At 43.1% G+C, this 22,498-nt stretch carries 18 protein-coding genes and 3 pseudogenes; 10 read left to right on the top strand and 11 right to left on the bottom strand.

Annotation, left to right across the window (positions count from 1 at the left end):
- Positions 1–58 precede the first annotated feature (58 nt).
- From RM049_RS15585 to RM049_RS15565, 5 genes are all read right to left on the bottom strand, one after another.
- Positions 59–1,228 carry a homocysteine biosynthesis protein gene (locus RM049_RS15585; protein ID WP_322704825.1) on the bottom strand — a complete coding sequence of 390 codons (1,170 nt, stop codon included), beginning with the start codon at positions 1,226–1,228 and terminating at the stop codon, positions 59–61.
- A gap of 881 nt (positions 1,229–2,109) precedes the next feature.
- A complete protein-coding gene (locus tag RM049_RS15580) occupies positions 2,110–2,856 on the bottom strand; it encodes a hypothetical protein (RefSeq protein WP_322675072.1) in 747 nt (248 codons plus the stop codon).
- 207 nt (positions 2,857–3,063) lie between these two features.
- Positions 3,064–4,215, bottom strand: coding sequence for an AI-2E family transporter (locus tag RM049_RS15575; RefSeq protein ID WP_322684076.1), 1,152 nt, complete (start codon positions 4,213–4,215; stop codon positions 3,064–3,066).
- A 90-nt stretch (positions 4,216–4,305) separates the two neighbouring features.
- Positions 4,306–4,497, bottom strand: a complete 192-nt coding sequence (locus RM049_RS15570; RefSeq protein WP_322675070.1) for a hypothetical protein — start codon at positions 4,495–4,497, stop codon at positions 4,306–4,308.
- Between the two features lie 284 nt (positions 4,498–4,781).
- On the bottom strand, positions 4,782–5,774 hold the full coding sequence (locus RM049_RS15565) for a hypothetical protein (protein WP_322704824.1): 993 nt from the start codon (positions 5,772–5,774) through the stop codon (positions 4,782–4,784).
- 402 nt (positions 5,775–6,176) lie between these two features.
- Here RM049_RS15565 and RM049_RS15560 point away from each other — a divergent pair, with 402 nt between their 5' ends.
- From RM049_RS15560 to RM049_RS15535, 6 genes are all read left to right on the top strand, one after another.
- Positions 6,177–7,346, top strand: a complete 1,170-nt coding sequence (locus RM049_RS15560) for a pyridoxal phosphate-dependent aminotransferase (protein ID WP_322704823.1) — start codon at positions 6,177–6,179, stop codon at positions 7,344–7,346.
- 59 nt (positions 7,347–7,405) lie between these two features.
- Complete coding sequence (locus tag RM049_RS15555) at positions 7,406–7,843, top strand: secondary thiamine-phosphate synthase enzyme YjbQ (protein WP_322704822.1); 438 nt, start codon at positions 7,406–7,408, stop codon at positions 7,841–7,843.
- A gap of 183 nt (positions 7,844–8,026) precedes the next feature.
- Complete coding sequence (locus RM049_RS15550) at positions 8,027–9,079, top strand: aromatic ring-hydroxylating dioxygenase subunit alpha (protein WP_322704821.1); 1,053 nt, start codon at positions 8,027–8,029, stop codon at positions 9,077–9,079.
- A 769-nt stretch (positions 9,080–9,848) separates the two neighbouring features.
- A complete protein-coding gene (locus RM049_RS15545; RefSeq protein WP_416211977.1) occupies positions 9,849–10,562 on the top strand; it encodes a 2Fe-2S iron-sulfur cluster-binding protein in 714 nt (237 codons plus the stop codon).
- Positions 10,559–11,554, top strand: coding sequence for a xanthine dehydrogenase family protein subunit M (locus RM049_RS15540; protein ID WP_322675065.1), 996 nt, complete (start codon positions 10,559–10,561; stop codon positions 11,552–11,554). The genes RM049_RS15545 and RM049_RS15540 overlap by 4 nt, the downstream gene beginning before the upstream one ends.
- Complete coding sequence (locus tag RM049_RS15535) at positions 11,551–13,665, top strand: xanthine dehydrogenase family protein molybdopterin-binding subunit (RefSeq protein ID WP_322675064.1); 2,115 nt, start codon at positions 11,551–11,553, stop codon at positions 13,663–13,665. The genes RM049_RS15540 and RM049_RS15535 overlap by 4 nt, the downstream gene beginning before the upstream one ends.
- A gap of 57 nt (positions 13,666–13,722) precedes the next feature.
- Here the strand turns inward: RM049_RS15535 and RM049_RS15530 are convergent, their stop codons facing one another.
- A complete protein-coding gene (locus RM049_RS15530) occupies positions 13,723–14,400 on the bottom strand; it encodes an SDR family oxidoreductase (RefSeq protein ID WP_322704820.1) in 678 nt (225 codons plus the stop codon).
- A 348-nt stretch (positions 14,401–14,748) separates the two neighbouring features.
- Between RM049_RS15530 and RM049_RS15525 the strand changes: the two genes are divergently transcribed.
- The gene (locus tag RM049_RS15525; RefSeq protein WP_322689088.1) at positions 14,749–15,144 is read left to right on the top strand and encodes a hypothetical protein; all 396 of its coding nucleotides are present in this window, start codon (positions 14,749–14,751) and stop codon (positions 15,142–15,144) included.
- A gap of 411 nt (positions 15,145–15,555) precedes the next feature.
- On the top strand, positions 15,556–17,319 hold the full coding sequence (locus RM049_RS15520; protein ID WP_322704819.1) for a WD40 repeat domain-containing protein: 1,764 nt from the start codon (positions 15,556–15,558) through the stop codon (positions 17,317–17,319).
- Positions 17,320–17,846: 527 nt separating this feature from the next.
- On the opposite strand, the gene RM049_RS15515 is transcribed toward RM049_RS15520, so the two are convergent.
- The 5 genes and pseudogenes from RM049_RS15515 to RM049_RS15495 all read right to left on the bottom strand — a co-directional run bounded on the left by RM049_RS15515 (position 17,847) and on the right by RM049_RS15495 (position 21,702).
- Complete coding sequence (locus tag RM049_RS15515; RefSeq protein ID WP_322704818.1) at positions 17,847–18,065, bottom strand: hypothetical protein; 219 nt, start codon at positions 18,063–18,065, stop codon at positions 17,847–17,849.
- Positions 18,066–18,310: 245 nt separating this feature from the next.
- A pseudogene (gene nrdJ / locus RM049_RS15510) lies at positions 18,311–19,384 on the bottom strand (ribonucleoside-triphosphate reductase, adenosylcobalamin-dependent); the annotation flags it as partial.
- 286 nt (positions 19,385–19,670) lie between these two features.
- Positions 19,671–20,900 (bottom strand): annotated as a pseudogene (nrdJ, locus tag RM049_RS15505) (ribonucleoside-triphosphate reductase, adenosylcobalamin-dependent); the annotation flags it as partial.
- Between the two features lie 330 nt (positions 20,901–21,230).
- On the bottom strand, positions 21,231–21,449 hold the full coding sequence (locus RM049_RS15500) for a hypothetical protein (protein ID WP_322675058.1): 219 nt from the start codon (positions 21,447–21,449) through the stop codon (positions 21,231–21,233).
- A 4-nt stretch (positions 21,450–21,453) separates the two neighbouring features.
- Positions 21,454–21,702, bottom strand: a complete 249-nt coding sequence (locus tag RM049_RS15495; protein WP_322704817.1) for a hypothetical protein — start codon at positions 21,700–21,702, stop codon at positions 21,454–21,456.
- 412 nt (positions 21,703–22,114) lie between these two features.
- On the opposite strand from RM049_RS15495, the gene RM049_RS15490 reads away from it, so the two are divergent.
- Positions 22,115–22,243, top strand: coding sequence for a hypothetical protein (locus RM049_RS15490; protein WP_322704816.1), 129 nt, complete (start codon positions 22,115–22,117; stop codon positions 22,241–22,243).
- 24 nt (positions 22,244–22,267) lie between these two features.
- Positions 22,268–22,453 (top strand): annotated as a pseudogene (locus tag RM049_RS39290) (KGK domain-containing protein); the annotation flags it as partial.
- Between the last annotated feature and the right edge of the window lie 45 nt (positions 22,454–22,498).

The raw sequence follows: 22,498 nt of genomic DNA, 5'->3' as shown, positions 1-22,498 counted from the left end.
CAACTTCTCCCCTGCTCCCCTGCTCCCCTGCTCCCTGCTCCCTCCTCCCCTGCCCCAATCAAAAATCCGTCCGCCGGTCTTGGGGTAGAAAAGATCGCTCCATCGGAATTGGAGAAACTGGTTCTGTCAGGGTAAACGTACCTGCTTCGATCCACTTTTTCAACTCTAAGGCGACTTGCCTAGAAAAAAACAAACTCGCTAAGGGGGCAGAGCGTACTGCTTTGCCCTCTATGGCCATCCACCCAGATTTGAGTTGGGCGTAACTCACTAAACCAAAGGTGGGACGGACGCGCCGGGGAATGGAAAAATCTACTATTGGGGCTACTAAGTCTCGATCTTGGACAGCGCAGTGTTCAATTACTTGTTCATTTAATACAGGTAGTGGTACCCCAACCCCTAACATTAATGAGGGGCCATAACTTTTGAAGTAACACCCCCGCACCCAGTGAGCATCCATTTGTTTGGCATCACCAATTAAAGCTAAAGTGGCGGAAGGCCCGATCGGTGTACGATTAGCTAAACGCTTTTGTAAGGGGAAGTGCTGAGTGCCTTCCCAAGCGACATAGCCAATACCGCCGCCTAAAAAAATTCGAGTACCTATACCAACGAGTTGCAAATCGGGGTCGTTGAGTAAGGGGGAAATCGCACCGGGGTTAGAATAAACAGCATTCCCCAAACGCGGTTGTAAAGGGCCGAGATAGGTGAAGAGGGGGCGATCGCCACCATTTACACCAACAATAAAATTTTGATAAAGATTGCGCGGATTGAATAAATAAAACTGATTAATTGTGTCACTGGTAATTGTAGTTTCAAAATTTGCTCTGGGGTAACAATCTGTTACTTGCCCTTGCGCTTTCACGTGTATAGATTTACCAGCAATCAAATCTTCGATTACATGACCACCACCACGTTCTCGCACTTCTTCCCCATCCGTCGTCTCCACAGCGCAACTCGCACCCAAATATAAATCTACTGCTCCAAAACCAGAGTATGCTGGCACGCCATCTAACCAACAACGGCGAATTTTTATTGGGGGATCGGTATGTCCCAGATTGATAATTGCACCACTTGATTCCATCGGCTCAAAAGTACCAGTGGTAATTACATCAACTTCTTTAGCAGCTTTAGTAACACCGATTTCTACAACTCGTGCTTTTAATTCTTCAGTTGTCAACACTACCGCCCGTTGGCGACTAATTTTCTCGTTAATTTCTGCAATTGTTCGCATCTTATCAGTGCTTGCGCTTCCTGGTGAATGGGGATGGTGGGGCCCCCTCTGGGGATAAGGGGTAATGGGGAGTAGCGTAAATTAGACATTTAGTATAATTAAATACATTTATCTAGAACCTTTGTAGAGATGTAGCATGACTACGTTTTGACATTCATTTTTACTCATACCTCTATTCACCTCGAAACATTTGCCAGCAATATCTGCGTGACAGCTTAACACCCTGGATAAGGTTAAAATTCCAAAAAAACAATTCAAATATTGCAAAGTCCAAATTGTACATTTTTTGGGGGAAGCAAGCTCTATCTGTCTAAAATATTTTTTATCACTACGTAAAATTACTATAAATAAAGCCTTGCATTATCAATCAAAATCAGTTAATTAATTTTGGATTTTAGATTTAGCCGCATTGCAAAATCCCCAATTTTTTAAGAAGCTGAGGATTTTGTTGTTCATGAATAATTTTAACGAACCTCTTCCAATTAAAATCCCCCAGGCAATGTCCATGTCTGGGGGTTGGTACCAAAAGTTTACAGCTTTCAGTATGTTTTCACAATTTCTGCCTAGTTAATTTCCGGTTTCTGCAAATTTAATCTTTAAGTCGTGGTGTTTTACCGCTAAACTACCAGGTCAAGATTTTGGAGACCCGGACGAGATTTGAACCCATGTCCCACTGACATTAATTCGCAGAGGTTGATACAGAACGTGAATTTTTAACCTTAGCTTGGAGCAATAGCCTAAGACTAAATATAAGGTTGATTGTGTCGAGGAGTACCTTTACCCTTTGGCTATCCCTCGGTTTAATTAAGTCGAGGGAGTAGGACTCGAACCTACATATTCTCCTATAGACACTGAAACTAAACTTGCGCTCCAAAACTATTTTACCTAAATGTTGAGGGTGAAAACAAGTAGCCGAAAATTGAGCGGGCAACTTGATTTTGTTGAGTAACTTCTAAACTATTTGCTTGTTCTCTAGCAAAAACCACTTCTTGCATGAGCCTATCTACCCGCCGCAGCAATTCATTTTGTCTTGCTTGAGAAATTGCTCCAGAAAACTTGACTGTTCGCCAAGTTCCTTCTGGCACGTCTTCTGAAGACTCTTTTACCTGCGCGGGATGCTCTTTTGTGGCTTCATACAGCACCACAGGTTTAACTATTTTTTTGGTTTTGGTGGTATGTTTCGGTTCAGTAGCAAAACATTCTTGCTGCTGATCGTAAACCCAAGATTCGCTAGTATCTAGAACAGGCAGTGTTGAGATGAACGTTTTGACATCAACTAACTGCTTTTCCAAAAACAAGAGGTAAGAAACGGGTACTTCTCGTAAAATGGTGGTTCCGTCAACTACTATATCTGCTTTAGCCTGCGCATTAGCCCAATCTTGGGTGGCACATAAGTTAAATAATTCTGCACAAGCTTGCTCAAATTGACTCAGCAAATCTTCTGCTTTCATTTGCAGTGTCTGATTTTCTGGAGGATATACGAAGCCATCTTCAGCCACTGGCTGAAATGTCCGCGAAATCCCTTGAAACATTGCACTTTTTTGAATCAGATGATATATGCCTGTTTTTGCTTTTGTGGTGTTAGCTTTAACGGTTTGTAAAATCGCAATAACTTGATTTAGTTTCAAAGCTTACCCTCCAATATATGAATTGATTATTTTCCCCCTATTGTCTGCTTGATTTTTAGTAGCGTCCACCTAGCAGGTGAGTTTTCCAAAGATGATAGGCGATTGTGATGTCTATCGGAGATTGGATATCCACCATATACTTGTTTGCGATCGCTTATTATCAAACCCCAAAGCGATCGCCTTTTTCTGCAATCAAAAATTGAGTGACTAATCTTCTGGTTTCAAAATATCATCATCAATCGATGACTTATTATTAATGTCTACATTTTTTGCATTCCAATTCTCATCGGCTTCTGGAGATTGAGAAACTATCACAAACTCAGTCTCTTGTGTATGATTATTTCCCCATTCATCCAAAACATCTTTAATTAACACTTCTTGCAACCAAATCTTAGCGACAACAGTCAGGGGTAGGGCTAGAAATAATCCTAAAAAGCCAAAGAAAGTGACGAAAAATAGCTGGGCAATTAAGGTTATGGCTGGCAGCAATGAGACTTGATGCGCCATGACAACAGGCGTGATGAAATTACTCTCAATCTGTTGAATAATAAAGTAGAGAATCAAGACAGCGATCGCTTTCCAAGGTTCATCTAAGAAGGCGATCGCCATTGCTGGGATTACACTCATCGTTGGCCCCAGATTGGGAATCAAGTTAAAAAATCCCGCTAAAACCGCTAAAGCAAGTGCTGCCTTGACATGCAAAATTGATAAGCCAATCAGACTCATCACGCCCACTACAAAGATGGCAATGAAAGCGCCTGTAATCCATCCCTCCAAAGAGACTTCACACTTATCTAAAATTCCATCTACCCGCCGCCGATAAAATGAGGGAAAAAGCCGTACAAACACTTTGCGATAAGCCACGGGGTCGGCTAACATCATTCCTGTTAAAACCAACACTAGCAAAATCTTGAGGACGACTTCTAAAGAACCAGATACAAAAGCAAAGGAGTTTCCCAGTAGGCGATTGGCGAAGGGCTGTACTTGTTGGATGAGACTATTAATATCTGGAATGTAAGGAACTAACTGGTCAGGAATACGAGTTCTCAGGGCATCAAGCCAACTATTAAAGCGTCCAAACCCTCTAGGAACTTGATAGGTTAGTTCTTGAAACTGCTGGGCAAATGGCGGCACAATTAGCCAGAAAAAACCCACGACACCTGCGAAAAAGATAGCTACTGCTAGGAGGACGGCGAATCCGCGCCTCATTCCAAAGCTTTGGAAGCGTTTCGCTAGGCGATTTAAGGTGGTGGCTAACACAACTGCGGCAAACATCAGCAAAAGCACTTCCCGAATTTGCCACAAGATGTATAAAGAAAGAACTATGGCGATTAAGCCGATCCATTGACCGAGGTTCACAGGCTAACTCCCAACCGTTGGCAAGATGCAATTTTCTTGTAATTAAGCTAGGTTAGCTGATTTTAGGAACTTGTGCGTAAATGATTTGAGTTAATTTTGTTTTTCTGCTTGAAATCGCCACAGTAGAGCGATCGCTACGATCGCAATCGGCAAAAATACTATAATCAGCGCGTTGGTTGCTGTCGCCGGAATTGGTAGACTTGGCCCTGCATACTTAATCAATACTGATAACAAAGCCGAAAGTAAAAGCAGTTTTAGAATTAATCCTAGTTGATTTTCCATAAAAGTACGGCAATACAGATTTTTGTGGTACATACAAATTTGTGCTGTACCGTGTAGTTTCTAGAATAAACCCACAGATACAATCCTTGTGGTTTTCACAAAAATATAATTTTTAGTACCTGTCAGGAGCGAAGGATGTAAGGCGCGATCGCTATTAGACTTTGTTAGTGCTGCCTGAACCTCAGACAGCACCTTCTACACTCTTAAAGCTTTACAGAAAGTCACCAAAACAGCCTTTGAGTAATTTAAATTAATCACAAAGGAATGCGGGGTTTTAGCAAAATTTATTTGCTCTGAACTGGCTCAATTCTATATTTAGTTTTAATCAACTCAGACAGTTGTATCAAAAGTTTTTTCACTCTATCTTGAATATATTTAGGATTTTTAGGTACACGTTTAGCTATATATCTTAATAGAGCAATCTGATAGCCAAACTTATATTGAATTGCGGAAAATATATTAAACTTGACCTGGTGGGCTGCACCTTTATCTAGGTTTTTTAACTTTCTTACTTCACGATGATATACGGGATGCTCTCCCCAAACGCAGGCAAAGTGTACAAGAGCCGGAGACACCACCTGATTGTATTTTTGAAAAGTAGATTTACCTTTAATAGCATCTATATTAAAAGAACCACGAAGACCAATAGGTGTTCGCATCATCAGACCATTATCTTCAAACATACTTTGATTGTGTAGCATCATAGCTAGACCAAAAATACGTTCATCATTAGGGCCATCACCACGAAATTCACTAATACCTAGCTTTTGCCAATCCCTTGCCAATTCTAGTGCTGTTTCAAAAAATGCCTTAGCAGTATCGTTTTTTTCAAAATAATAGAGACCTCCATTAAATCTAGGTAATTTTGTCAGATTAAATCGTTTGAGTGTGTTATCTACATCAACGAATGTATCTTTATCACCTGCTTGAAGATATACATCACCTGCCACACTAAAACTTTTGCCTTTAAAATCATCAAAAATGAAATTAATATCCCTTACTGCTATGCAATCACTATCAATGCAAAGTGTATATTTAAATGGAGAATAATCATAAAGGTGAAATTTTTGCTTTACGTTAGAACCGTATTCTTTTCTAAGATTGATAACGCAATCATAAAGCTCTAGCAAATCTTTATCATCTTCACGATCGGTAACAATAGCACGCGGAATATTTGGTGAATGAAGACGTAGAGAACGTGCTAATGACTTGGCCATTTCTATATAATAAGATGCTCCGTAAGCATAGGTGATAATGCCACGTTGTGAAATAAACATATTTTGATTAATTAATAGTATGTAAGCTTTAACTTTCTAATGGCATTCTAACTTACACTCTAAAAGATAGATATCCACTAATATCAATCCAGTTTAAAATCTCTATAAATTTTCCGTAAAGTATAGTCTACAGGACTTACGCAACTGGCATATTATTTTCAGTTCGTAGTGAAGACTTTAGTCCTCAAAATAAGGGCTAAAGCCCTTACTACAAACTAAAAATCCGATTTTTTTGTGACACTTGCGTAAGTCCTAGTCTAAATAAAATTTAGACCTGTTTAAGTATATCTGATTGCCTTTAAAAGAAAATTTTAAAGGTACAAATCGGTTAAAAACAGAAATATATGCAGCAAAAAACAACACAGTAAGAGATACTAAAAGCAGGTACATAGGCAAGAAAATATGGAATCCCTAACCTCTCGTATGCAGGCGGTACAATCGCCAATTATTCCTGTGGTTGGGGAACTGATTAAAAACTCTCCTGGAACCATTTCTCTAGGACAAGGTGTTGTTTCTTACAACCCACCACATGAAGCCATAGAATTTTTAGCCAAATTCTTAGCCGAACCAACTAATAATTTATACAAAGCAGTTGAGGGAATTTCCCCTCTACTGACAGCACTTGCAGGGAAATTGCAAGCCTTCAACAGGATTGAAATCAACGGGGAAAACTGCATTGTTGTGACAGCAGGGAGCAATATGGGATTTATGAATGCCATTCTTGCTATCACTAACCCAGGCGACGAAATTATTCTCAATACCCCTTACTATTTCAACCACGAAATGGCGATCGCAATGGCTGGTTGTCGTGCAGTGTTAGTGGCTACAGATGAAAATTACCAACTGCGCCCAGAAGCGATCGCTCAAGCAATTACTCCTAAAACACGGGCTGTGGTGACGATTTCACCAAATAATCCCACTGGAGTTGTCTATTCTGAAGCTGCATTGCGCCAAGTAAATCAAATTTGTGCTACTCACAGTATTTACCACATCAGCGATGAAGCTTATGAATACTTTACCTATAACGGTGTAAAACACGTTTCACCTGGCTCATTTAGTAATAGCAGCGAGTACACCATTTCTCTTTATAGCTTTTCTAAAGCATACGGTTTTGCGAGTTGGCGCATTGGCTACATGGTGATTCCTAAACACTTACTTGTCGCTGTTAAAAAAGTCCAGGATACAATTTTGATTTGTTCGCCAGTCATTTCTCAATATGCAGCTTTAGGGGCATTGCAGACAAAAGAGGATTATTTGAAGAGTAATATCGGAGCGATTGCTCAGGTACGCCAACTAGTATTAGAGTCCCTTAATCGTCTACAAGGCTTATGTAGCATTATCCCTGCCAATGGCGCTTTCTATTTTTTCCTCAAAGTTCATACCCAGATGGATGCTTTTGAGTTAGTCAAACAACTGATCCAGGAACATAAAGTTGCAGTTATTCCAGGTACAACTTTTGGCATAGATGACGGATGCTATCTACGCGTTGCCTATGGGGCATTACAAAAAGAGACAGCAAAAGAAGGTATAGAAAGATTAGTGCAGGGTTTGGAAACTATAGTTAGGAGTTAAAAGTCATCCATTCCTGCCCCCTGCCCCCTGCCTCCAATCCCAAATATAAAATTCAACAGATGCCAATTATTCATAAGTTAATTGAAATTGAAACTGAGCCAAAAATTAATATTCATAATATCACCCCACAAATACAAGATTTTATTGCCTCAACATCAATTAAAAATGGACAAGCTTTAGTATTTTCTCGACACACAACAACAGCGTTAGCTATCAACGAGAATGAAGTCAGATTATTAGAAGATATAAAAGTATTCTTGCAAAAAATAGCACCGGAATCAGACCGCTATTTGCATAATGATTTGCATTTAAGAGATGTCCCAGAAGATGAGCCGATTAATGCTCACTCTCATTTGATGGCAATGATGCTGACCACAAATGAGATAATTCCCATTGTGGATGGTAAATTAGCTTTGGGAACCTGGCAATCTGTGTTGTTTTTTGAGTTAGATGGCCCGCGTAAAAGAACGGTATTTGTACAAATTTCTGGTGAATAATGCAACTTCACACCTGCAATGCTCTGAGAACAACCTAAATCTGAGAGAATTACGAACACAATCAAGAAGTACATCAGTTGAATTTATCTACAGCAATTAAAAACCTGAAAGAATGTTTTCCAGCATCACCTTCCTTTCCACAAACCAGGACTTTTGTTGTGTCAAAGGCAGACGCAATTAACTATGAAAAATAACGATAATTTTGTATTACGTAATACTTGGTACTATGCTCTGCCTAGCAATCAAATCAAGTCAGGCATGATGATTAGCCGCATTTTCTTAGGAGAACCAGTGCTGTTAGTTCGCAGCCAAGATGGTAAAGTGTCTGCAATGACGGACATTTGTCCCCATCGTGGTGTGCCCTTGAGTTGTGGGAGATTCAATGGGCAAGAAGTTGAATGCTGTTACCACGGTTGGCGCTTTAACTCTGCTGGGCGCTGTACTGCGATACCTTCTCTTGTGGAGGAGCAGCAAATGGATTTGAGTCGCTTTGATGTGCAGTCATATAGTATTCGTGAAGCCCAAGGGAATATCTGGATATATATGCCCGATCCCGATAACCCTCAGCCTGCATCTGATATGGAAATTCCGGTAATTCCAGGGTTTGGCGATCGCTCTCACCAGTTCGTAGAGGTGGTAAAATTCCCTTGTTTTATAGATCATGCAGTGGTAGGTCTGATGGATCCTGCTCATTCACCCTACGTTCATCGTGCTTGGTGGTGGCGAAATGAGCAATTGCACGAAGAAGTAAAGCAATTTGATGCTTCGCCCTACGGCTTTACGATGCGACGACACCGATTACCAGCGAATGGGGGTCGATTATACTGGTTGATTGGCGGTGGTGTCCCAGAAACGGAGATTTCTTTTCGTTTACCTGGAGTCAGGATTGAAGAAACCACCATTGGTAATAATCGAGTCGTTAATTTGACGGCAGTTACACCGATTTCAGACACAGAAACGGAGGTAACTTTTGCTCTTTACTGGACACTTCCTTGGGTAGGCTTTTTCAAGCCACTGTTACACGTGCTGGCGCGGACTTTCATTGGCCAAGACCGAACAGTGGTAGAAAAACAGCAAATTGGTTTGAAATATAATCCTGTGCTGCGGCTGATTAAGGACTCAGATATGCAGGCACAGTGGTACTACCAGTTAAAGCGGGAGTATGCTCGATCTGTTACTGAAGGACGAGAATTTGTCAATCCTGTCAAGGGTCAAATACTCCGCTGGCGTGCTTAAAATTGAGATTTACAGCCTTGCTCCCTTTGCGGGATGATTTAGCAACTAAGGCTGATCTCTCCCCCTGCCTCCCCTGCTTGCCCAAATTACATCAGAATTCAAGTATTTGAACCACATCTGTTGTAAGGGCGCAAGGCCTTGCGCCCCTACCGGGTGGTCTATTTACCTGAAAATAGCTGTAATCCCACTGTTCTGCAATGCCAGATTTACTTCTCTTGCCACGTCGTAGACATCGCCTAAAAACCAAAACTGAGAATTTAGCCTCAAATAGACATTGAGCATTTTTATCTCTTCTCTCTGTTTCGCGCCAGTTGCTTCTCCCAAGGGGAGACGCTGCGCGAACAAGTCGGGGAACCCGCAAGGGCGCACTGGCTTCTCTGCGCCTCTGCGGTAGCCTGCGGCAAGCCGTTCGCGTAGCGTCTCCGACAGGAGAAGCGTCTACGTTAAAAAAGTTGACTTTGATAAAGAGTTTTAGCCTTAACCCAAGCGTATTGCATTTTAACCCAATACAAAATATTTCGTTTTGTTAAGAAATACTCAGTGAACGCTCGCTCTAGTCAATAGAGGTGGGACAAACAGCAATATTATGCTAAATCCACGGCTGAGAAGACGATCCAGCTATTTTGAGAAGCGTACTTTGTCTGATTTTTTCCTTATTTTCCCAGACTCTTACCTGCACTCAACCTTAATTATGTACACAATACTAAATAGCTATGCATATCCCTAAGTTTTCAGAATTACTGCATTATTCAATCTAGAAGTACGAATTATGGAAGACAAAAAAAGGGCAGAAATAACATCCCAACCCGGTTTTTTGGGACAGGCACTGACTGCTGCCGGAACGGCTATAGCCGCTCCCTCATTACTCAATCAGACAACTATAGCAAAGGAAGCTAGCCAAAGTAACCCAGGTGAGATGAATGTGAAACTTACTGTTAACGGCGAGCAGCAAACCCTCGACCTTGAGCCACGTGTCACACTCTTAGATGCGCTACGCGATCGCTTGGGGCTAGTGGGCAGCAAAAAAGGATGCGATCACGGACAGTGTGGGGCTTGTACTGTTCTGATCGATGGTGAGCGAGTTTATTCCTGCCTGAGTTTGGCAGTGATGCAGGAAGACAAGGCGATCGTCACCATTGAAGGGCTGGCCAAGGGCGATACTCTCCATCCAGTGCAGGCAGCATTCATTGATAACGATGGCTTCCAGTGCGGCTATTGTACCCCAGGACAGATTTGTGCTTCTGTTGCCTTACTTGATGAAATCAAACGGGGCTGTGCTAGCGTTGTCACCCCAGATTTGACTTGTCCCCCACAGTTGGCTGAACTCTCTGAAGCTGAAATCAAGGAGCGACTGAGTGGTAATCTCTGTCGATGTAGCGCTTACAACGGCATTGTGGCAGCAGTCCAGCAGGTAACGGGACAAAAACCGCCCTCTCCTGCCGCAGATGTAATGGTCAATGAACCCCAGGAGATGCTCAGATGAACAACTTCACTTACACCCGTGCTACCTCTGTGAAAGATGCGGTTGAACGGGCAACAAATGACCAAAATGCGATATTGATTGCGGGCGGTACGAATTTGGTTGACCGTCTCAAAGTCTTTCTAGATGAGCCATCGCAACTTATCGACATCTCTCGATTAGAGATGAAGCGCATTGAACGCACAAATGAGGGTGGTCTGAGCCTTGGAGCGCTAGTAAGTAACACAGCAGTGGCAGACCATCCTGATGTTCGCCGCGATTATCCAATCCTGTCGCGGGCGATTCTTTCTGGTGCGTCTCAGCAAATCCGCAATATGGCAACCGTAGGGGGCAACCTACTGCAACGCACTCGCTGTCCCTACTACTACGATACCGCCTTCCCTTGCAACAAACGGCAACCGGGAAGCGGCTGTCCAGCAGCAACGGGCATCAACCGGATGCACGCCATCCTTGGGGCCAGTGACCAATGCGTGGCAGTTCAACCCTCAGATATGTGTGTCCCTCTTGCGGCTCTGGATGCTGTTGTTGTTGTGGAAGGCCCCAAGGGTAAGCGGCAGATACCATTGACAGACTTTCACCGACTACCAGGGGACACACCCCAGCGAGATACAAACTTAGAGCCAGGTGAGTTGATTACCTCTGTGGTTTTGCCCCCAGTGCCGTTCGCCAAATCAGGGGTTTACCTAAAGTTACGCGATCGCACTTCCTATGCCTTTGCGTTAGTCTCTGTGGCAGCTGCGGTTGACTTAGCAAGCGAGCAGATTCAGAATGTGCGCTTGGCAATGGGTGGCGTAGCCCATAAACCTTGGCGCTCAAAGGAAGCAGAAAAGTTTTTGATCGGCAAGAGTGCCAATACTGCAACGTTTCAACAGGCGGCAGAAATTGCACTTCAAGAAGCTAAACCATTAACTCATAACAGTTTCAAAGTTGACTTGGCAAAGCGGGCAATTCGTCGCGCACTCACAGTGTCAGCTAAAGGAGGAGGCGTAGTATGAACAAAGTAATTGGGACTGCCGTCAACCGCAAAGATGGACGGGCAAAGGTTACGGGCACGGCAACCTACGCCGCAGAACATCAAATTCCAGGTCTGGTTCACGGTTATCTTGTCACCGCCAGCATTGCCAATGGGCAAATTAAAAACATCGACACCAGTGGGGCAGAAAAGGCAATAGGTGTGATAGATGTTTTTACGCATAAAAACTCGCCTAAAGTGTTTATGCCAGCCAATGACTTTATGACCTCGAAAATCTACGAGGCTCGTCTGCCGTTGTCGGATGACAAAATTCACTATGCAGGACAAATTATCGGTTTGGTAGTAGCAGACACCTTCGAGCGGGCGCGTGATGCAGCGCATTTGGTCAAGGTGGAATACACAAGCCAAAAGCCAGTCGTGGAAGCTGCACTCGCCACCTTCAAGGAGGCACCACCGCACTTGGGTGAAGAGTTAAAGTTTGAAAAAGGGAATTTTGCGGCAGGGGTGGCAAGTGCAACAACGAAACTTACAGCCACCTACAAGACAGCCATCGAACTGCACGCGGCGATGGAACCTCATGCGACCATTGCCCACTGGCAAGATGCAAACTCACTCACTGTTTACGAGCCGTCTCAGTGGGTGTTGGCAACTGGGCGCACCTATGCAGAACTCTTTGGACTCCCAACTGAACAGGTTCATGTCGTCACACCTTTTTTGGGTGGAGCTTTCGGCTCTAAAGCCTTTCCCTGGCCCCACGGTATTCTCTGTGCTGCGGCAGCCCGTGAACTTCAGCGTCCTCTCAGAGTCGTCCTCAGCCGACGGCAAATGACAGCGAACGCCGGACATCGCTCCGAAACCGAGCAAACTATGCGTTTGGGAGCAACTGCTGATGGTAGTTTAACTGCGATCGCCCATGAGGTCAAATCCTGTACCTCACCAGTAGATGTCTTTATAGAAGCCTGTACCTCGGTCACGCCAGTTATGTACACAGCGCCGAATTTGCAACTGAAGCAGGAACTAGCGGTGCTGAACATGGGTACACCAACATTCATGCGCGCACCAGGAGAGAATCCTGGGATGTGGGCGTTGGAGTCGGCGATGGACGAACTGGCCTGGATGCTAAAGATTGACCCGGTAGAACTGCGCCTAAAAAACCAAACTAAAGAACACCAACGCCAAGGTCAGCCATTCTCAGCCAAACATTTTGCTGACTGTTTGCTCTTGGGTGCAGAGCAATTTGGCTGGAAAGACAGACCAAAACAGCCGCGTTCTTTGACACGCGATAGTAAACTCGTTGGTTGGGGGATGGCGGCAGCAACCTACCCTGGCAGGCGAGGTGCAGCATCAGTCAAGGTACGGCTGCTACCAGATGGTACTGCCCATGTTCTCAGCGCTGGGAATGACATGGGCACTGGCGCATATACCGTTGTTGCGGCCACAGCAGCAGACGCATTGGGGCTACCCGTCGAACAGATACAAGTAGAGTTGGGCGACTCCTTACTACCAGATGGAGGCATGGCGGGTGGTTCCATGATGACAGCATCTCTTTTGCCAGCGGTCATGTCAGCTTGTGAGCAAGTTCTGAAAACTGCTAATGCTAAGACCGCACAAGAGGCGTTTGCAACTCTGAGTCAGTCTGGCCAAGCGGCAATTGAGGCCACAGCATCCTCCGCTCCTGGCGATGAAACCAAGGAATGGGCGTTCCAATCTTGGGGCGCACATTTTTGCGAAGTCAGCGTGGATGAAGAAATCGGACGTTTGCGGGTGACGCGCTGGGTGTCAGTCATGGATATCGGGCGAATTATCAACTCTAAGACAGTAGCCAGTCAAGTCCGTGGTGGCGTGATTATGGGTATTGGGCAAGCCTTAATGGAGGAGTGCCAAGTCGATCCAAACATCGGCTATCCCGTGGTTTATGACCTTGCTACCTATCACTTCCCAGCCCATGCAGATATTCCTCGCATTCAGGTGGCCTTCGTCGGCGAACCTGACTTCAACTTCAACCCAGCAGGTGTACGAGGTGTAGGCGAAATTGGGATCACAGGTGTTTCAGCTGCGATCGCCAATGCAGTTTACCATGCCACAGGTAAGCGCATCCGTGATTTACCCATTACACCTGACAAGTTGATCTAAAAGGGCATTGGGCATTGGGCATGGGGCATTGGGCATTGAGAAGAAGCTTTTGGGGCACTAACCTAAACTAAATTCTGCAAATTCTCTTTGCCCAAACAGCATATTTCGGTCTACGGCTGACAATATTTTATTATTGGCGCGATCGCTATTTAAACTGCGACCAACTAACTGCGCGACATCTGCACGATTGATGCTACCAATAATGTGCGGATCTTCGGTTAAAACGCCATTACCCGTTGCTGGTTCTGACTTTAGTCCACCAGGACGGATGATTGTATAGGTGAGTCCACTGGCAATTAAGTGTTGTTCGGCTTTGTCTTTCTCAGCTAAAACTTTTCCCAATACCTCTAAAACTTGGGGTGAGGCAGCAACAACACTATTGCCAGCACCAATGGAAGATACAAGAATAAACTTTTGCACTCCAGCTTTAACTGCTGCATCGATCAGATTTCTGTTACCAGGATAATCCGGCCTTTCTACATCTGATGGTAAACCGCCAATTGTACTGATAACGGTGTGAATAGGTGCATCTGTTACCATTGCGCGTTCGACATCGCCAAGATTTAAGGCATCTCCCTGAACTACTTCAATACCCATTGCTTCTAGTTCAGTAGCAACTGTTGCTGTTCTCAGGAGTGCTTTAACCTTTAGCTGTTGTGTTGTGAGATATTGAGCAATTTCTCGACCAACCCCGCGACTTGCTCCAGCTAGAAAAATATAAGATGCACTTGTCATAATAAATTTAATTATTTACGCTCAAAGGATTTTATCAGAGGATTGCAGTATTTAATAATTGCTCAAGCGACCGAGATGCTTCAATTGCTTTTTGGAATGTACGGATGACTGGGGTGGTAGCATTTCCCGGACTTATACCATAGCGATCGCATCTGTGGTTTTTCTCCCCCTTTAACTAAACCGTATTGCAACTACTCCCAGCAATCCTAATCTAGCGATCGCAAATAACTGAGTAATCATAATTACAAAAATAATATTAGGATAGCAATTATACTTAACCCCATTGTAGGAAGTAATTTAGTAAACATTTGTGCAAATGTAGCAAATAACTTTTCTGTGGATAAACTTATGGCTAAAAAATCTCAATCCAATCTCGAACAATACCAAGATGTCAGATTATCTGCTACCACAAGAATTTGGGTAATTACAGTTGCCATTCTGGGAGTTTGCGTGCCACTGTCAGCCGTTACTAGAAGCGGTGCTATTCTTCCTTTAGTTGCAATTGGTGGCGCAGCTGTTGGTACAGTTGCTGTTTGGCGTTCTGATGAGCAAAAATCCAAAACTAACTATTTGCAACAGCAACAAATAGAACTGTTAGAACGGAGATTAGCGAATTTAGAAACAATTGTTAGCAGTGATGACTTGAACTTACAAATGAAAATTAAACAAATCGAAGCAAGGGATACTTTTGGCGACTCATCTAATGTAAGTACTACACCCAAACAACCAAAACGCAAAGGTTAAAATTAGCCAATCTTCACCATTTATTTTGATTTCAGAGGATATTTCCGAGAATTATCGTTACTAGGTGATTTTTATGTAGCTATTTGCTGACTTAACGTGACTGCAATCTTTAAATCCGTCTCAAATTTAACTTTCCTTTGCAGCTAGAAGTGTTTCTCTAGAAACAGTATCTCGATCTCTATCTCCGTTAGAATTGACTGATATCATTTAATTCTATATACTTCAACTGCATCAGTTCATGAAATGTCTAAGTGCTATCCATCTATCTCTTTCCCGGAAACATTTGTCAATGGCTGTGTTTTATTAGACTGTTAATATTACTGAATTTTTAATTAACTAAGGTTATAAACTTGAGTAATTGCGTTTGTATAGCTTACCGTAGGTATGCAATAGTTTGCCGCAGGAATGTAGATGGATTGGATTAGCTTACTCAAAGCTCAACAAATTGACTTCCTTCAACGTGTGAAAAAACCTAAAACTTATGACTTATCTTTGCTGGAAAGTCAAGTTAAAGGTTGTCACACTGAAGTTATAGCCTTTTGGGGCGAGCCATTGGCTAGACTCCAAGAACTTTCTCGTCAACAAGCAGAAGTTCTCGCCAAAAATCCGCCGCCGACGCCGCCGGAATATCCTGAGCCTCCTGACTGGACGATACCTTTTCCCAAATACTTCCAACAACAAGCCCAAGATTATCTTTTCCGGGAGCATATTGTTGATAGGGTAATAACTGAACGTTTGGGCAAGTTAGTCAAAAAGGTGTCACAAGATACTTTGCAAAACATGATTTTAGATGATGAGGGAAATTTATGTAGCGAAAGTAAATTTCCTTATATACTCAAGGATCATCCTCAGCTAAGTGTTCAAGTTTACGTTGCTGATGGAGAAAGTTTTAATGGTATTAAGAAAGACAAAATTAGGTGGTCGGTTACTCAAGAAGATTTAAAAAACCACCAAGTATTAATTTTTCTCTGTTTATTTTATCCATCCACAGGTAATTTAGGTTACGAGAAGCAGAGTATAATAACGGGATTTTTACCTACAAATCAACTTGAATTTAGCGAACCAAAATTGTATGTCACTCCGAGTAATTTGTTATATGCAGGGGGGTTAAGTTGGTATTTAGAATCACTGATGGGTAAAAAAGACACGTCGCCAGTAATTAATGAGAGAGCGATCGCAGATACAATACAGACTCTACCATCAGAACATTGTCTCAAAGCTATAATCGGTGACTGGGAATGCTGGCAGACTTTGCAAGGACACACCAGAGGGATTAATTGCCTAGCTTTCAGTTCCGGGTGTAATAATGGCAAAGCCTTACCCATTTTGGCAAGTGGTAGTCGTGGCGAGACGAAACTCTGGGATTTAAGCAAGGGTGAATTAATAGAGACATTATCAGAGTATCCTTGGGTAATATCTGGGCTGGTGGATGAAGTGAATTCCCTAGCTTTTAGTTCAGATGGACAGACTTTAGTCAGTTGCGGTGCAGATTCGACAATTAAGCTTTGGCACGTAGGCGCTTTAGACTTGATAGATATTTTGCACAAACACAATGGGGTAGTGCGGTGTGCTGCTTTCACCCCAGATGGCAGAATGTTAGCGACAGGCGGAGATGACAGAAAAATTCTCTTTTGGGATTTGATGCATCGTCAGGTTGCGATCGCACTTTCTTTAGATGATACAGCTGCTCATTCCCTAGTTTTGAGTCGAGACGGCGAAACTCTAGTTACAGGTAGCTACCGCAAAATCAAAGTTTGGCGCACCTCACCGCAAACGGGAATCAAAAGTTTAAAAGATGCACAACCACTGCATACCCTCATGGGTCATTCTCACATCGTTTGTTCCTTAGCAATCAGTGCAGATGCTAAACTGCTTGTGAGTGGTAGTTGGGATCAAACGATTAAAGTTTGGCAATTGGAGACTGGAGAATTACTTCATACCCTTAAAGGACATAGAGATAGGGTATATGCGATCGCTTTAAGTCCCGATGGACAAATTATCGCTAGCGGTAGTGCTGATAAAACCATCAAATTGTGGCATTTACAAACCGGGGAATTGCTGGCTACGTTTACAGGTCATGGGAATATAGTCACAGCATTAGCCTTCACAGCTTCCGGCGAAATGTTAGTCAGTGGCAGTTTGGATAAGACAATTAAAATTTGGCAACGCAGTTAATCGTAGTTATACCAATTCTGTATGAAGATGCGCTAAACCATATAAAGAAAAACGAACCGCATACCCCTTCGGGGATCTTGCTACGCGCAGCGTCTCGTTAGAGAAGGCGCAAAGGAGAGGCAGCGCGGTCTTGGGGGTTTCCCCCATGAGCGACTGCCGTCACAAAGAAAGAAAATTTGGCGCAGCCTCACAAATAAATGGTATTAGTAATTCATCATCACACTTTCTACGTAGCTTGCTTCTTTGCAGGAGTACAATAGACACCTTGCAAAAGTAACAAATGCCAAGATGTTGATTGTAATATCATGTCCGCTTGATTACTTACTAAACCCCAAGAACCCCACCCCGCCAAAGCTACGCTTCGTCTCCCCTCCCCGCAGGCGGGGAGGGGCTGGGGGTGGGGTGCAATGACTCTGGAAATCATAACTAATTACCCGAACTTGATATAAAAAGTAAAAGTCAGCGCTGCCATCGGCAGCACTGACTCCTTATTTTGTAGTAAATTAAACTATGTCAGGTTGGAGTTTTTAGTCAATCGAAATCTGCTGAGGACCACTGGCTTTGCCGTTATGTGCATCCGTTGTGATGCTGGTGTAACTATTTGAGCGGCTCTGTTTATCTAGCCAGCTTTTAACTGGATCGTCTGCAAGATTGAGTCGAAGCACACCAGAGAAAAACCCACCTACAAATGAGACTGGATGCTGGGTAAATTCTCTGAATATAGGCGACAATTCATTAATGAACATAAAAAGACTCCTGGCACTGCCGTAAAAAATTATTACTTCTTAATTGATCGTAACGTGTTAAAGGATTGGGCATTGGGCATGGGGCATTGGGCAAAACAGTGTTGAGTAATGAGTAATGAGTAATGAGTGCTGAGTTAGGAGTTAGGAGTTAGGAGTTAAGAGTTAGAAGTTTTGTTTATCTCCTTGTCCCCCTTGTCCCCCTTGTCCTCCTTGTCCCCCACTCCCTACTCCCCGATCATTTCGCCTTATGAGCTTGGTTCCCGATCGGGAAACATACACTTATCAGAATCACAACCACTAGGGCCAGCCTCTGTCATTTCGCCTAAATCGTAGCGGCTTAGTACTGCACAGAAATCATCTGTTTTGCGTCGCGCTTTCACCTCTTGAGTTAAGCGATCGTAGGTTGATTTATTTATTGGTTCAAACGGCAAACGTGGGAATGATTGCAAATCGTCAAAACGGGCTAAAAGAGCAGCTGAAATATATCCTTCATCATTCTGAATGGTTTCGTAAATGCGCTGTCCCAAAGGCTCGATTTCATCAGAGCGAAGTTCCAAAGTAGCTGATGTGTTGTGAGTCACATACCAACGTTGAACCTGGAGGACAAAATCAAATTGGGCTGAGACTGAAAACTTAGAAACATCAATTTCATCAGCCCCTGGTAAATCAGCCCAAGTTACAGAAACAGGGATTTCCACTAGCCATTCACTCACCCGTGGATCGAAGGGATCGTTAAGTAAATTGCCTTGTTCGTCTTTGTCTGATTGAGAGGGAATGACGTTGTAACCATAGTCAATACAAGCTAAGGCTACTGGGTCATTTTTACCGAAGGTGATGCGACGAATGAATCTTTGCGCTTTAGGAGGATGCCACCCCGAACTAGCATTAGTTAATAAAGCCTTAGTGCCACTAGGTTGAACTGTGGTGCAACGATTTGGGCGCTTGAGATTGTGGCGATCGCAATAATCCCAAACTACCCGATGTACAATATCTCTCCAAGAACTGAGGTATTTCTCTTCCTCACGCTTGAAAGCTAATCCTTGTGGAGTTGCAGGTCTTCCGGCTTCCCACCAGCGCAGCCAATCAACACCAAAAGCATGGACAAAGAAATCAAATAAACCTGTAAAAGAAACTCCCACAATCGGGTCTAATTCACGGCTGTATTGATAGCGTGGTTCCAGGAATTTGTGATTTAAAAGTGCTGCTACAGATAGCGCTCCAGCAGTGAAAGCTTCTTCTTGTTCTTTATAGTTACGTGGGTCGATTTGATTAAGGTGAACCTCAGACAAATTGCAGTGAAAATTACTGCCGATGATTTCCTTTCTTTGTTACCCTAAAGGCTTTTTATCCCCTAGTTCTACTGCTTGATTATTTGCAGTAGCTCCGCGTACATTTTGCAAATGTGACTTGAGATTATAAAAGTGTTTTTCACATCCACCCCCGCACTCTTGGAGAGATTATATTCTAGACACCAATTTCTCATACAATCTAGTTTCACTCTCTACGCTGTACGGTGTCAAAGGCTTTTTAGTTCCTTTGATTACCACGGGATTAGCATCTCAGCTTTCCCCGTTTTTGCGAGGTTTTTAACGTGAGGCAAAATCATTTACCACACGGATTTAGCCCATAGCGAGCTAAACGATGTTCTAACTCATTAGCATCCAGATTTGAATGACGTTCCTGTAACCATTGTTTTGCTGTTCCTTGTTCATAAGCTTGTAAAAACTCAACTTTGTCAGATTGTGTTGGCAGCAAATCAATGTTCGATCGCGCTACGGCTTCACCAGCCCATTGAATCGCTCCCTCACCACTGTAATATTGTTTGCGGACAGCACCAACACATTCTTCTAAGGTCGGCTTGCGGTGAAAAACTCTGGTATGGTTTGCCATCCTGAGCGCATCACGCTCAGGATCGATTCGCCAGTTGCCATTTTCATCTTGCTGCCATAAGTTATCTTTGGCGGTGGCTCCTTGTTCATCGTCAGCAATAAACTGACGCATCCCCGCACTTCTTCGTATGTTGCCGGCAACAATTGTGACAGCAGCTTGATCGATTAATAGACAGCATTCAACTGAATTTAATTGTCGTCCTAAAGCTTTATTGAGAATAGATGCACACCCTTGATACAGTACAGGTAATTTTACAGGATTAGCAACTCCTCCAAAGCCGTTGAGAGTTTCTCCTGCTTTTCGGACATCACTGATATCAACTAATACTTCAACTTCTTTTGAGAATTGTTCGTTACTGGAAAGTTCTAATAGGGTTTGATATGATTCAACCCAACCTTCACGGCTATCTCCAACGTGAATAGTGACGTTATTTCCTTGTATATGAGTTTGAGTATATTCACGTCGCTGTTGCACAGGAGTGCTGCCAATTTCACCTTGTACAGTGACATTCAGTTGATTACGGATGGGGGGCAACTGGTTAATAAATTGTGGTTCTAAGACGGCTCCAGTACCACAGCCCATCATTGCCAGATCCATCATTAACCCGAAGGCACTCCAGTCTTCGAGATTGGTAGAGGTGCAATTATAAGCGCCGGAAAAGTTCTTGGGCTTGGTTATCCAGTCTGTACCACCAACCCATAGCCAGCGCCCACTGGGCATAGCTTTCAAGTTACGCTGCATCTTATCCAGTGTGGCAGCTTCTTCTTGAGTTAGCTTTCCCAACTCGACTAAGCCGAGTATAGTGCGATCGCATACCTCATCCCATGTTTCCCTAAGTCCCGCCTTTGTACGGCGGCTATAGGTTCTAAAAAATACGGGATTAGCAGCCGGTGCAGTTTCTGGAAACCTTGCACTTTGGCGTGTTCTTTCGAGATTCTGAACCATATATTAAGTGTCTTGCGTTCTTCTTGCGTGCGGACAGATTATGACTATACGCCAAGCCCGCATTTATCACAAGGTGCAATATGCCCAAACCTTTATGGAGCTTAGTTTTGAGCGTTTTAGATCCTACACCAATTACAACAGTCGTGAACGGGGTAATAAATCTAGCTATAGGAGATTGATTATAAATAATGAATGGGAATCTTTAAATCCTGATGATAATTTGTGCATTTTCACCAAGAAGCATTTGAAAATTTACCCCCTAGAAGTGAGGAGCGATCACCCAGGTAAGGGCAGGCATCATAAACCTGCCCTAGCAGTAGCAGAGGTAGGTTATTTCATTTGTCGATCAAATGGTGTACAACTTCCTTTTATGAGTTGCAACTCAAAAGAGCTAAGTTGAACGTGCAGGCTTCCACATTTGGCTCCTGCCAACACTCCCGAAGCCGAGAGTATTCCCAAAGCAGTCACCCAACCAATAACGTTAACGGTAATGGGTTTTGGAAGTTTCTTCCAGAAGGGTTCCTCTGGGGCTTTTCTTTCTGTCTCCATTGGTTTAACCTTTAAATGGGGTTGGATAATAGATGGAATTTGAGGTTTCATCATTTACAGTCCTTTCTATGTTTTTGAACTTAGGAGTCAGTCTGGGAGCCTGAGAAACACCAGACTGACTCTGCTTATTTATGTAGCCTGACTTTTCATCAGTAACAGTTGCTAAGAATTTAGCTTGTTCTGCAACAAGCTTTCCATGCAGACACTGTACAACAGCTTGAGCAATTAACAGACAGTCGAGATTCTGAACCATATATTAAGTATCTTGCGTTCTTCTTGCGTGTGGACAGATTATGACTATACGCCAAGTAGTTTTAGTATTAAAGATTGTCAAATTGTCTACTTTACGCTAGCTCTACCCTGCACTAATTACAACAGAAATTTATGATGTATAATGATGTCCCCTACCCTTGGGTAAGAGATAGATACTAAGTTTTTATTAGCACTATCTATTTAAGTAAATTATCTCTATCACCCCATCTTCAGGCTGATTATCACTACTCAGCAATGGCTCAACGCTCCCCAAGTCCCTAACTGTACTCAGGACTCCTCATTAGTTTCCCCTAACTAGCAGTGATAGTTAAATAAGTTGCGGCTGTAAGTCAAATCCAAACAATTAATTCCAATATCTTGGAAACTATAAATTTAGTTACAGGAAATTGATTATGAATGATGAATGGGAACCTCTAAATCCTGATGATGTTGTGCATTTTCATCAAGAAGCATTTGAAACTTTACCTCGCACTCAAATAGTGTTTCAGTTATTCAAGGAAATCAAAAAAATTTGGGCATAACACTTTACATCGTCAGGATCAAGAGTATTTGGAGAAGGATCTGAATGTTGTGTTATAATACCCGGTCAACAATGGCGGACAGGTAAAATTAGAGTACGTCTAGAATTCTGCCCTGATGAAACCGAAATCGAAGATAATCGATTAAACATCAAGCACGAAAACTCTCCCCTTGACGACCTTCGGCAGCAACTAAAGGAAGGTAAAAACTAATACTCAAGTTGATACACACAGATATAATAGAAAATTATCTGTGTC

The sequence above is a fragment of the Nostoc sp. DedQUE04 genome, assembly GCF_034530995.1.
Classification (GTDB): domain Bacteria; phylum Cyanobacteriota; class Cyanobacteriia; order Cyanobacteriales; family Nostocaceae; genus Nostoc.
This window is presented reverse-complemented; position numbering and strand designations above follow the sequence as displayed.